The 13,638-nt window shown below is 70.1% G+C and carries 7 protein-coding genes; all 7 read left to right on the top strand.

The window, feature by feature from the left end; all coding sequences use genetic code 11:
* The first annotated feature begins 21 nt into the window (after positions 1-21).
* The 7 genes from OP79_RS24500 (at position 22) to OP79_RS24470 (ending at position 13,515) form a co-directional block, all read left to right on the top strand.
* Positions 22-3,633 (top strand): beta-galactosidase, encoded by a 3,612-nt coding sequence (locus OP79_RS24500; RefSeq protein ID WP_051744884.1) that lies wholly within the window; start codon positions 22-24, stop codon positions 3,631-3,633.
* A gap of 14 nt (positions 3,634-3,647) precedes the next feature.
* Positions 3,648-4,868, top strand: coding sequence for an SGNH/GDSL hydrolase family protein (locus OP79_RS24495; protein ID WP_078491991.1), 1,221 nt, complete (start codon positions 3,648-3,650; stop codon positions 4,866-4,868).
* A gap of 9 nt (positions 4,869-4,877) precedes the next feature.
* Positions 4,878-7,031: a GDSL-type esterase/lipase family protein gene (locus OP79_RS24490; protein ID WP_051744882.1), complete on the top strand. Its 2,154-nt coding sequence runs from the start codon at positions 4,878-4,880 to the stop codon at positions 7,029-7,031.
* 11 nt (positions 7,032-7,042) lie between these two features.
* Positions 7,043-8,491: an alpha-L-fucosidase gene (locus OP79_RS24485; RefSeq protein WP_033322876.1), complete on the top strand. Its 1,449-nt coding sequence runs from the start codon at positions 7,043-7,045 to the stop codon at positions 8,489-8,491.
* A gap of 5 nt (positions 8,492-8,496) precedes the next feature.
* The gene (locus OP79_RS24480; protein ID WP_033322989.1) at positions 8,497-9,441 is read left to right on the top strand and encodes a hypothetical protein; all 945 of its coding nucleotides are present in this window, start codon (positions 8,497-8,499) and stop codon (positions 9,439-9,441) included.
* On the top strand, positions 9,438-10,334 hold the full coding sequence (locus OP79_RS24475; RefSeq protein WP_033322875.1) for a hypothetical protein: 897 nt from the start codon (positions 9,438-9,440) through the stop codon (positions 10,332-10,334). Before OP79_RS24480 ends, OP79_RS24475 begins: the two co-directional genes overlap by 4 nt.
* A 67-nt stretch (positions 10,335-10,401) precedes the next feature.
* Positions 10,402-13,515, top strand: coding sequence for an alpha-N-acetylglucosaminidase (locus OP79_RS24470; protein WP_033322874.1), 3,114 nt, complete (start codon positions 10,402-10,404; stop codon positions 13,513-13,515).
* Positions 13,516-13,638: the final 123 nt, after the last annotated feature.

Raw genomic sequence — 13,638 nt, 5'->3', positions numbered from 1 at the left:
CTCGCCGGAGCCCTGTCTGTCATGCCCCTGACCAGCACGGGGATCGCGACACCGGCCCAGGCGCAGCCGCAGACCGAGGCCAAGGCGCCGCACACGGTCACCTACGACCAGTACTCCGTGCGGGTCGACGGCAAACCCCTCTACGTCTGGGGCGCCGAGTTCCACTACTTCCGGCTGCCCAGCCCCGACGCGTGGCGCGATGTACTGCAGAAGATCAAGGCGGGCGGATTCAACGCCGTCTCGCTCTACTTCGACTGGGGCTACCACTCGGCCAAGCCGGGCTCGTACGACTTCACCGGCACCCGTGACGTGGAGCGGCTGCTGGACGAGGCCGAGCGCGCGGGCCTGTATGTGATCGCCCGGCCGGGCCCGTACATCAACGCGGAGGTCTCCGGCGGCGGCATGCCCGCATGGCGGAAGACGCAGGCCGGCGTGAACCGCACCTCCGAGCCGGAGTACATGAAGGCGGCCCGGGAGTGGATGAGCCGGATCAACCCGATCATCGCGCGGCACCAACTCACGCGCGGCACAGGCAACGTGATCCTCTATCAGGTCGAGAACGAGTACCAGGGCGGTCGTCAGGACGCCGACTACATGCAGACCCTCATCGACTGGGCGAAGGAAGACGGCATCGACGTGCCCACCTTCGTCAATGACGGCGGTGCCAACAAGAACTGGGTCAGCGGCAAGGGCGCCCCGGACATCTACGGCTTCGACGCCTACCCGCAGGGCTTCGACTGCAAGGACCCCGACACCTGGAAGAACCTGCCCGACTACTCGTACGTCAATGAGTGGAAGCCCGAGTCCCCGTTGATCATCCCGGAGGCTCAGGGCGGCGCCTTCGACCCCTGGGGCGGCACCGGATACCAGGACTGCGCGAAGCTCACCGGCACCGACTTCACCCGGGTGTTCAGCAAGATGAACATCGCCGCCGGGGTGAGCGGTCAGTCCTTCTACATGACGTACGGCGGGACCAACTGGGGCTGGCTCGCCGACCCCAACGCGGTCTACACGTCGTACGACTACGGGGCCCCGATCAACGAGTCCCGCCAACTGACGGAGAAGTACCAGGAGTTCAAGCGCCTCGGATACATGGTCAACTCCGTCACCCCGCTGGCGCGCACCGACAAGGCCGAGAGCCCCGTCCCGTCCGACGACGCCCTGCGCATCGACCGGCGCGTCAACCCCGACGACGGCACCCAGTTCTTCACCGTCCGGCACGCCGACACCCGCGTGAAGGACAAGGACGAGACGACCCTGTCGCTGAAAGGCGCGGACGGCGACTACCCGCGCGTACCGCAGCAGGGCACGATCACCGTCGACGGCCGGGACGCCAAACTCCTCGTCGCAGGCTACGACTTGGGCGAGAGCCAGCGGCTCGTCTACTCCACCTCGGAGATCATGACGCACGCCCGGATCGGTGACCGGGACGTGGCGCTGCTGTACGGGCGTGAGGGCGAGGCCGGCGAGACCGTGCTGCGGTACGCCGAGCGGCCCGAGGTCACCGTCCTCGACGGCGATGTCACCACCACCTGGGACGCCGAGCGCGGCGATCTGCGGCTGAACTACACGCACAAAGGCATGGCCCGGGTGCTGGTGAACGGCCTGGAACTGCTCATCGCCGACACCGCCGAGACGGCCCGCTGGTGGCGGCAGGACACGGCCGCGGGCCCGGTCCTCGTACGCGGCCCGTCCCTCGTCCGTACTGCCGAACTGGCGGGCTCCACCCTGAAGTTGACCGGTGACTCCACCAAGGCCGCGAAGATCGAGGTCATCGCGGACACCAAGAAGGCCAAGAAGATGACCTGGAACGGCCGCACGGTCGCCTTCACCCAGGCACCGCGCCCGGTCGAGCTGCCTGAGCTGACAACGTGGAAGTACAAGGAGGAGGCACCGGAGTCCGCCCCGGACTTCGACGACTCCACCTGGACCACTGCCGACCACCTCACCGCCAAGAACCCCGATCTGGACGGGTCGCTGCCGGTCCTCGCGATGGACGAGTACGGCTACCACCACGGCAACGTCTGGTACCGCGGCCGGTTCAAGACCACTGGCCGGGCGACCGCGCTCGCGCTGAACGCCAACACCGGTCCGACCGGTCAGTACGCGGTCTGGCTCAACGGCAGCTACCTCGGCAGTTCCGGCGACGGCGCGCACACCTTCGACATCCCGGCGGGAACGCTGAAGGACAGTGGCGACAACGTCCTCTCCGTCCTCGTGGAGAACGCGGGCCACAACGAGGAATGGGGCCACGACTACTCCAAGGAGCCGCGCGGTCTGCTCGGCGCCGAGGTGATCGGCGGGGCCTCCACGCTCACGTGGAAGATCCAGGGCAGCAGGGGTGGCGAGGACCCGGTCGACACCGCACGGGGCCCGTACAACAACGGCGGGCTGTACGGGGAGCGGGCCGGCTGGTCGCTGGCGGGCTTCCCCGACGGCGGCTGGAAGCGCACCTCCCTCGCTGAGCAGACCGGGAAGACCGGGCCCGGCGTGCGCTGGTACCGCACGTCCGCCCGGCTCGACCTGCCGCAGGGTCAGGACAACGCGATCGCACTCGATCTCGCCGAAGCCGACGGCGGCAGCACCGGCTACCGCGCCCAGATCTTCGTCAACGGCTGGCTGATCGGCCGCTACCTGCCGGACACCGGACCCCAGACGCGTTTCGTCGTCCCCAAGGGCATCCTGCGCGAGCAGGGCACCAACACCATCGCCCTGGCCGTCTGGTCCACCGAGGCTGACGCGGGCCCGGGTTCGGCGAAGCTCGTGGACCTCGGCACCTCAGCGGGCGGGATCAACGTCGGTACAGTGGCTGCACCCTCGTACAACGCGAAGACGTACGCCATGCCGGACTCGGGCGCTCACGTCACCGTCGACGCCGAGCCGTTCCTTGGCACCGGTACCGCCGCCAGGGTCCCCGTCACCCTCACCGTGCCGAAGGACGCGCCGACCGCCCGGAACGTCGAGTTGGCGCTGAAGATCCCCGACGGCTGGACCGCGACCACCGAAGACACCACCCGTTTCGACCGGGTGCGGCCCGGTGACAAGGTGACCGCGGCCTACACCGTCACTCCGCCGGGCGACCCGGTCCATTACGCCGTCCTGTCCGCGACCGCCACGCTCACACAGCCCGGCCGTCCGAGCACCGTCACGGGTGTTCGGGCCGTGCAGGTGCCGCCGCCGGGGCTGTCCGCCGACGCCTATGTCAGCGACCTGACCCTGGTCAAGGCGGTCAACGGCTGGGGTCCGGTGGAGAAGGACGCCTCCAACGGGGAGAACGCGGCGGGTGACGGTCGTCCCCTGAGCATCGGCGGCACCACGTACACCAAGGGCCTCGGCGTGCACGCCAACAGCCAGGTCCGGGTCTACCTCGGCGGCGGCTGCACCCGCTTCACCGCGACCGCCGGGGTGGACGACGAGGTCGGCGACAACGGCAGCGTCTCCTTCGAGGTAATCGCCGACGGCCGCTCCCTCTTCGACAGCCCGGTGCGGTACGGCTCCGACGGCGGCACCACGGTCGACGTGGACGTGACGGGCGCCCGCTGGCTCGACCTGCTGGTCGACGGGGACGGCGACGTCTCCACCGACCACGCCGACTGGGCCGACGCCAAGCTCACCTGCGGCGGCGGTGCCTGATGCCCGTGACCGGGATGCATTCGACACGCGGCAGGTTCACCGTACTGCTGCTCGCGGTGATGGCTCTCGTGGCGGGGACGGTCGCGCCCGCCGAGGCCGGTCAGCAGGCCGGTCGACGCGGCTGGACGGGCACCTGGGCGACGGCGGCCAGCGAGCACTTCGAGGTCTCGGGGATGTCCGAGGTGACGGTACGGATGCCGGTGCACACCAGCGTCGGCGGCTCCTCCGTACGCATCCGCCTGACCAACGCCTACGCCACCGACCCGGTGACGATTGGGCACGCCACCGTGGGCCTGCGTGACGGGGATTCCGCCGTGGAGCGCCCGTACGACGTGCGGTTCGGCGGAAGGCGAGAGGTCACCATCCCGGCGGGCGGCGAGGCGGTCAGCGACCCGGTCCGCCTCGCCGTGCCCGCCCTGACCGTCCTGGTGGTCAGTCTCCATCTGCCCGGCGAGGTCACGCACATCACCGATCACTGGTGGGCGCAGCAGACCGTGTACTGGACGGACTACGGGGCGGGCGACCACGCGGCCGACACCGCCGGTGACGCCTTCACCTGGACCACCACCAGCTGGCCGTTCCTCAGCGGTGTCGATGTGACCGCGCCGAGGACCGGATCGGTGGTGGCGCTCGGCGATTCGATCACCGACGGTTCCTTCTCGACGCCCGACACCAACCAGCGCTGGCCCGACCTGCTGTCCGCCCGCCTCAACGCCTGTCGGCCCGGCGCCGGGGTGCTCAACGCGGGCATCACCAGCAACCGGATCACTGCCGGGACCGCGACCAACCCCTCGGCCCTGGACCGCCTCGAACGGGACGTGCTCTCCCAGCCGGGGGCCAGGACCCTGATCCTCTTCGAGGGCATCAACGATCTCGGCGGGGCGAGTGCCGAGCAGATCATCGCTGGGATGACGGAGATCTCCGACCGGGCGCACCAGCGCGGGATGCGGGTCGTCGCCGCCACGATCACGCCGTACAAGGACTTCACCTGGGGCGGCTGGAGCGAGGAGACGGAGGCGCGGCGGCAGCAGGTCAACGCGTTCGTGCGGGACTCCGGCGGGGTCTTCGACGGCTACGCCGACTTCGACAAGGCGGTACGGGACCCGGCGGATCCGCGGCGGCTCGGCGCGACATACGACTCGGGCGACCATCTGCATCCCAACGACGCCGGGATGAAGGCCTTCGCCGATTCCATCGACCTCGCCGCGCTCGGGCTCGGCCGCGGCTGTTCCTGAGGAGGACCCGTGTTCGGACATCTACGTGGACACCTGCGTGAACGCCGAAGATTCGCAGCCCTGACCGCGGCCGTGGCGGCCGTCCTGGCGGCCCTGCTCCCGGCGACTCCGGCCGCGGCCGAGACCAAGCAGCCGGAGTGGACAGGGACTTGGGCGACCGCACAGCACGCCTCGTACGACCCGGGCACCTCGGAGGTGACCGTACGGATACCGGTGCGGGTGAGCGCCGGCGGGTCGAGCGTACGCATCCGTCTGACCAACGGCTTCACCACCGAGCCGGTCACGATCGGGCACGCGACCGTGGGGCGCCGCGACGGCGGCTCCGCCGTCGTGAAGCCGTACGAGCTGCGGTTCGGCGGCGAGGACGAGGTGACGATCGCCGCCGGGGAGCAGGCGGTGAGCAATGCCGTCAGGATCCCCGTGACGGCCCGCAGTGACCTGGTCGTCAGTCTGTACTTCCCCGGCCGGCTCACCCACATCAGCCAGCACTGGATGGGCCTGCAGACCGTCTACTGGACGCCTGACGGCGGCGGCGACCACGCCTCGGACGCCGACGGGGACGCCTTCACCAGGACCGACTCCACCTTCCCGTTCCTGACCGGCGTCGACGTACGCGGCGGTGACACGGCGGGCGCCGTGGTGGCGCTCGGCGACTCCATCACCGACGGGGCGTCCTCCACGGCGAACGCCAACCGGCGCTGGCCCGACTATCTGGCGGGGCGGCTGTCGGCCTGCTCGTCCACCGCCGGGGTGCTGAACGAGGGCATCAGCGGCAACCGGATCACGGCCGGCGTCGACGGCAACCCGTCGGCGCTGGACCGGCTGGAACGCGACGTGCTGTCACAGCCGGGCGCCCGGACGGTGATCCTCTTCGAGGGCGTCAACGACCTCAGCTGGGGCGGCGCCACCGGCGATCAGGTGATCGACGGCATGAAGGAGATCGCGCGGCGGGCCCACGCCCGCGGGATGCGCGTGATCGGCGCGACCGTCGTCCCGTATCGCGGCTGGGGCGACTGGTGGACCGAGGCCAAGGAGGCCGACCGGCAGAAGGTCAACGCGTTCGTACGCGACTCCGGCGGCGTCCTCGACGACTACGCCGACTTCGACAAGGCGGTACGGGATCCGGACGACCCCACCCGCTACGCCGCCGCGTTCGACTCCGGTGACCATCTGCACCCCAACGACACCGGGATGAAGGCGTTCGCCGACGCCGTCGACCTCACCACCCTCGGGGCGGCCCGCGACTGCCCGTCGACCCGCGTCAGGCTCACCCCCTACCGGCCGAGCCTGGAGGTCGGCGGCGACGGAACGGAGATCACGTCGACCGTCACCAACACCGGTCCCACGAAGGTCACCCAGGTCAGCACCCGTCTCGATCTCCCCGACGGCTGGTCCGCCGAACCGGCCGGCAGCACGCGGATCCGCTCCCTCGCCCCGGGTGACAGCGCCACCCTCACCTGGAGGGTGACCCCCGCCGCCGACGCCGTCTGGGGCACCCACGAGATCGGCGTACGCACGTCCTTCGTCCAGGACGGCCGCACACGGCACGACTCCGACAGCGTGGACGCCACGGTGACCCCCACTCCCTCCGAGGTGCGGGTCCCGTACCTGACGACCGCCACCACCACCGAGCAGCCCCAATACGCCCAGAATGGAGGCCAGTTCGCCATCTGGGCGGGCGGCCAGGACCTGTCCGGCTGGAAGGACGAGAAGGCGGCGGTCTACCTCGCCGACGCCGCTGGGCCGTCCGGCACCGTGACCGCCCGGGTCGCCGGTCAGACCGGCAGCGGCCCGTCCGCCAAGGCCGGGATCGCCGTCGCCAACGACCTGACCGCGCCCGACAAGGGCGGATACGCGGTGCTCACCATGTCCGCGCAGTTCGGCCTGGAGTTCCTGACCGACAGCGACGGCGACGGAAAGCTCGACACCTGGGCCGGGGGCGGCAGTTCGTACCACCCCGCCTGGCTGAAGCTCGTCCGCGATGGCACCGCCTACACCGCGTACGCCAGCCCCGACGGCACCGCCTGGCAGCAGGTCGCCACCGCCACCGTGCCGTCCGCGAGCGGCACCGGCGACGCCGGGCTGGTCGCGAGCGCCGTCAACCTCAACTACCCCGGCCAGATCACGACAGCGCTCTTCGATTCCTTCTCCACGCACGAGTGAGAGGCACATTCATGGCAGTCGACCGCAGACACTTCATGACCACCGCGGCCGTCCTCGGCGGCGCGGTGCTGCTCGCCCCGCCCGGCACCGCCCAGGCGCTCACCAGAGGTATGGCATCCAGCGCCTCGGGCATTCCCGACTACCAGCCCACCAAGGCATCCCTGGACACCCACCCGGTGCCGCGCTGGTACAAGGACGCCAAGTTCGGCATCTTCGTCCACTGGGGCATCTACTCGGTGATCGCCGGCGCGACGCCGAGAAGCGCCTCCGAGTGGTACCTCTGGTACCAGAGCACCAAGGACACCGCCGAGTGGAAGTACCACCGCGACACCTACGGCGAGGACGTCACCTATGACGACCTCATCCCGCAGTTCAAGGCCGAGAAGTACGATCCCGACGCCTGGGTGAAGCTGTTCGAGCAGGCGGGCGCCGAGTACTTCGCGCTGACCAGCAAGCACCACGACGGATTCGCCCTCTACCCCAGCAAGGTGACGGACCGTCACTCCGTGGCGTACGGCCCGAAGCGCGACCTCGTCGGTGAGCTGATGACCGCGGCCCGTAAGCGCGGCACCGTTCGCCCGGGCCTGTACTACTCGCTCGGCGAGTACTTCAATCCGGCGATCGGCCGGCCAATGCGCAACTTCTACACCGACAAGGAAATCCCGATGACCGGCTACAAGCCGGTCGAGGACTACATAGGCGACTACGAGCTCAAGCAGCTCTACGAGATCATCGACCGCTACGACCCGGAGCTGCTGTGGGCGGACGGACAGTGGTTCCGGCCCACCGGCGAACCGCCGTGGCGCAGCGAGGAACCCCTGGCCCACTACTACAACCAGGCCAAGAACCGTAAGCACCCCAAGGGCGTGGTGATCAACGACCGGTTCGACACCCACTTCGACTTCGCGACGTACGAGCAGCGCACCAACCCCACGATGGATCCGCAGAAGTGGGAATGCTGCATGACCATGGGCTACTCCTGGGGCTACAACAAGCACGAGCCGGACGAGGACTACAAGACCTCCGAGTTCTTGATCCAGCTGCTCGCCGACGTGGTCAGCAAGAACGGCAACCTGCTGCTCAACATCGGTCCCAGGCCGGACGGCACGATCCCCGAGATCATGCAGGAGCGGCTGCGCGACATCGGCGCCTGGCTGAAGGTCAACGGCCCGGCGATCTACGGGTCGACGCCCTGGGTGCGGGCGGAGGAGGAGGGCAGCTCGCTCGGCATCCGCTACACCGTCTCTCCGGGCAAGTTCAACATCATCGTGCTGGGCGCGCCCAGCGGCACCCTCTCGGTGCCCGGCGACATCCCCATAAGCGCCACTTCCCGGATCCGGCTGCTCGGCAAGAGCGGCAGTCTGAGGTGGACCCGCGGTGACGGAAAGATCAACATCACCGTCCCGTCCTCCCTTCCCAGCGACATCGCCAACGTCTTCACCGTCGACTGGGCCCGGTGACCGGCATGGGAATCGGTAACGGCACCCAGTTCGACACCCTGGGCCCCACCCTCACCGTCACCACGCAGCCGGCCGAGCCGGCCGGTGGTGACACGGTCACCGCCACCACGGTCCTCACCAACGACTGTCCCTTCCCGCTCCGCAACGCCGTGCTCCACCTGATCGACCCCGGCGCCACCACGGCGGCGAGGACCATCCCGCTCGGCGACCTGCGGCGCGGCGCGAGGACAACCCGGCGGTGGGAGACGGCGATGCCGGCCGACGTGGCCGGGAACGTGTCGTTCACCGCGCACGTGGTCTTCGACGTCGACGGGCGCAGCAGCGACTGCGCGCGGTCCGCGAAGACGTTCACGGTGCCCTATGAGCCCAATGAGGTGCGCGACCCGTACCGGACGTTCGCCACCACCGACGACGCCGAGTTCGGCCAGTACGGCAGCCAGTTGGTGATCTGGGCGGGCGGCCGCGACTTCTCCGGCGGCACCGACGAGAAAGGGGGCATCCTCCTTCCCGCCTCCGCCGCCGAGTCGAGCGTGGTGCAGGTCAAGACGGTCAGTCTCACCGGCAGCGACAACCCCACCGCCAAGTACGGCATCGCGGTCGCCAACGACCTCACCGCGCCGGAGAAGGGCGGCTACGCCGTACTCACCATGTCGAAGTCGTTCGGCCTGGAGTTCATGACCGACAGCGACGGCGACGGACGGCTCGACACCTGGGCCGGTGGCGGCGGCTCCACCCACCCCGCCTGGCTGCGCCTGGTCCGCGACAGCACCGCCTGCACCGCGTACTCCAGCACCAACAGCGGCCTTTCCTGGACCGAGGTCGCGAGCGTGACGGTGCCCTCGGCGAGTGGCGCCATGGACGCCGGCGTCGTCGCCAGCGCCGTCAACCTCAACTATCCCGGCACGACCGTCCAGGCGGTCTTCGACCACTTCACGGTGGAGGAAGCATGAGTCCCTACCGCTCCGAGGAGGACTTCCTCACCCCGCCTGTATCGATCACCCTCGAGCCGCCCGCCCCCGAGCCCGGTCAGGCGGTGACACTGACGGCCGAGCTCACCAACACCACGAGGATCACGCTGCGCGGCACCGTGCTGTACCTCTCCGTGGACGGTTCCGGCCAGGCGCCTTTCGTCCTCGGCAAGGTGGCGCCCGGCAAGGTGGTGACCCGTACCTGGAAGACCCGGCTCCCCGACGACGCCGAGGGAGTGGTCCCCTGCATCGCGCACGCGCTCTTCGACGTGCACGAGGACGGATCCGACTGCACCCGCGCGACCTCGTCGCTGAAACTGCCGTACCGGTCGCTGGCCAGCGCCTTCGACAACGCCGGCATTTCCTCCGACGACGCCACCACCACCGCCGACATCGACGGCTCGCGATCCAGCCTGTCCGCCCAGGCGCTGGCATCGGTCGGACTGACTCCCGGGGCTTCGGTCACCTACGGCGGAACGACCTTCACCTGGCCGGACACCGAGCCCGGGGCCAAGGACAACGTGGTGTCCTCCGGGCAGACCGTGCGGCTGTCCGGTACCGGCTCACGGCTGGCTTTCCTCGGCACCTGCACCTGGGGCGACGGCAAGGGGTCCGGGAAGGTCGTGTACGCGGACGGTACGGAGCAGGCCTTCTCCGTCGAGGTCCCCGACTGGTACTGGGCGAACCCCGCGGCCGCGGTGGTACTGCCGTACCGCAACACCCCCTCGGGCCAGGACAACAACCCGATCAGTCTCTACACCTTCGGCGTCGAGCTAGAGGACAAGGAACTGCACTCCGTCGTGCTGCCGAAGGTCAGCGACGGCCTGCCGAGCGGTAGTCCCGCTCTGCACATCTTCGCGATGACCGTCGCCTGATCCTGACCGCGGTGCCGCCAGGTCGCACCGCCGCTCGGAAGATCCGAAAAGCTCTGAGAGGACGTTCATGACAGGCAACCAACCCCTCAGCCGCAGACGCCTGCTGACCGGAGCGGCCGCGTTCGGCGGAGTGGTGCTGCTGACCCCGCCGCCGGGTGCCCACGCCGCCCCAGGGGCCGTGGACAAGGCCGGTAAGCCGTTCAACACGACCCCCGCGTCGGTCGCGCTGCGACGGCTGCTGCCGGACCACCACCGGCAGGTGACGCTGCGCGCGCTGGCCGCCGACGGCGCCGACCGGTTCAAGGTCACCGGCCGGGCCGGGGCGATCACCGTGGAGGGCACCAGCCCGGCGGTGCTGCTCACCGGCCTCAGCACCTATCTCGCGCGGGCGGCGAAGGCCGACATCTCCTGGAACGGCGAACAGCTGAACCTCCCCAGGCTGCTGCCAGCCCCCGACGGGGAGATCGCCGGATCGGCGAACGTGCCGCACCGGTTCGCCCTCAACGACACCAACGACGGCTACACCGGCCCCTACCGGGACTGGGACGCGTGGGAGCGCGAGCTGGACGTGCTCGCGCTGCACGGCATCAACCGGGTGCTGGTCTACACCGGCGGCGACGCCGTCTACTACGACACCTTCCGGCAGTTCGGCTACTCGGACGCCGAGATGCGGGCGTGGATTCCGGCACCGGCCCATCAGCCGTGGTGGCTGCTGCAGAACATGTCGGGGTTCGGCGGTCCGGTGTCCAGGCGGCTCATCGAGAGGCGCGCCGATCTCGCCCGGAAGATCACCGACCGGGTGCGCGAACTGGGCATGACACCGGTGCTGCCCGGTTACTTCGGCACCGTGCCGGACGACTTCGTCGCCAAGCACGGCGGGGACGCTGCCGTGGTCCCCCAGGGCGACTGGGGAGCCTTCAAACGGCCCGACTGGCTCGACCCGCGCACGACGGCCTTCGACGAGGTGTCCGCCGCCTTCTACCGGGCCCAGTCGGAGCGGTTCGGCGACAGCACGATGTACAAGATGGACCTGCTGCACGAGGGCGGCAACCCCGGTGACGTTCCGGTCAGCGAGGCCGCGGCAGCCGTCGAAGGGGCGCTCCAGAAAGCTCACCCGGGCGCGATCTGGGCCATCCTGGGCTGGCAGTCCAACCCGTCCAAGACGCTGCTCGACGGGGTCGACAAGTCCCGGATGCTGATCGTCGACGGCCTGTCCGACCGCTACACCACCGTCACCGACCGCGAAAGCGACTGGGACGGCACCCCGTACGCCTTCGGCAGCATCTGGAACTTCGGCGGCCACACCCCGATGGGCGCCAACGCCCCGGACTGGGTGGAGCAGTACCCCAAGTGGCGTGACAAGGAAGGCAGCGCGCTCGCCGGTATCGCGGCGATGCCGGAGGCCGCCGACAACAACGCACCCGCCCTCGCCCTCCTCACCGACCTGGCCTGGACACCCGGCGTCATCGACCTGGACGACTGGTTCGCCGCCTACGCCCTCTCCCGCTACGGCGGCCCGGATCGGCACGCCGCCGCGGCCTGGCAGACGATCCGCGACACCGCGTACAACATGTCCCGCGCGGACTCCTGGAGCGAGGCACCCGACGGCCTGTTCGGCGCCCGTCCGAGCCTGACGGCGAACAAGGCCGCCGCCTGGGGCCCGGAGAAGGACCGCTACGACACCACAGCCTTCGACACCGCGCTCACCGAACTCCTTGCCGTACGCGCGGAGTTGAGGGACAGCTCGGCGTATCGCTACGACGTCGTCGACGTGGCCCGGCAGGTCCTGTCCAACCGCAGCCGGGTCCTGCTGCCGCAGATCAAGGCCGCACACGACGCCAGGGAGAAGGTCCTGTTCGGCAAGCTGACCAGGACCTGGCTGGACTGGATGGACCTCCTCGAGGACCTGCTGGCCACCTCCGGCCCGCACCTGCTCGGGCGGTGGCTTGCCGACGCACGCTCCTGGGGCGCCGACCGAGCCGAGAAGGACCGCCTGGAGTACGACGCCCGCTCCCTCCTCACCACCTGGGGCGGACGCGCCAGCAGCGACGAGGGCCTGCACGACTACGCGAACCGGGAATGGTCCGGGCTGGTCGGCGGCCTGTACCGCACCCGGTGGAAGACGTACTTCGACGCGCTCGCCACGGGACTCGCCACGGGAAAGGACCCGGCGACGATCGACTGGTTCGCCCTGGAGGACCGCTGGGCTCACGCGCACGAGACGCACCCGACCAAGCCCCACGGCTCCCCGTACGCCCTGGCCCGCCGCGTGCGCGACCTGCTCGCCGCGACTCCCCATCAGGCGGCCCTCACCGCGGGGACCGACCGGGGAGCGGTGGCCGAGAACACGCCCGCGACGGTGACGGTCACCTTCACCAACAGGAACGGGTTCGCGGCGGCACGCGGCGTGGCCCTCTCCGTCACCGCCCCCGAGGGCATGGCGGTGAAGCCGATCGATCCGGTGCGCACCGAGTCGGTGGCGTCCGGCGAGACGTTCGCCGCTCGCTTCGAGGTCTCTCTTGCGGGTGAGCCGACGGAACTGGTCGGCCAGGTCGTCGCGGCGGCGGCGTACGCGGGCGGCGGGAAGGCGGTCGCGCCGGTACGGCTGGTGGCCGCGGCCGGGGTCGGCGACCCGTACCGCACGGTCTCCTACAACGACGCCGTGTTCGGCCAGGCAGGCGACGAGATCGCCGTCGAGGGCGCCGGGGCCGACCTGTGGGGTGCCACCAACGAGTTCGGGGCGGTGTACCGGGCGGGCGCGTACGGCGACGGAACCGTGGCCGAGGTCATGGTCACGTCCCAGGACGCGACCGGGGGCTGGGCACGGGCGGGCCTCGTCGTCCGCAACGACCTGGGCACTCAGGCCGGCGCAGGCTATGTGAACCTGGCGGTCACACCGTCCAACGGCTGCGCGCTGAGCTGGGACGCCGACGGTGACGGCCGTTTCGACTCGATCGCGCTGTCGGGCTCCTTCACCGCGCCGGTGCGGCTGCGGCTGACCAGGTCCGGCGCCTCGTACATCGGGGAAGCCAGCGCGGACGGCGTCACCTGGACGACGGTGGGCACGGCCACGCCGGGAGGCGCGGCGGCCGCACAGGACGTCGGGGTCTTCATGACCGCGGCCAACGGCTGGAACGGCGCACGGGGCATTGCCACGTTCGACGGATTCACGGTGGCGTGATCTCTGTGACCGCGACGGCCGCGGTCAGCACGCCGCGGCGGTAGCCCGGAAGCTCGGCCACGAGACGACGGCCCGGCCTTGCCGGACGACACCGGCACAGCACGACCACGCCTCTGACGACCC

It is taken from the genome of Streptomyces yerevanensis (assembly GCF_000716805.1).
In the GTDB taxonomy this organism is placed as follows: domain Bacteria; phylum Actinomycetota; class Actinomycetes; order Streptomycetales; family Streptomycetaceae; genus Streptomyces; species Streptomyces flaveus.
The sequence above is the reverse complement of the archived record's forward strand: the minus strand, read 5'-3'. Positions and strand labels throughout refer to the sequence as shown.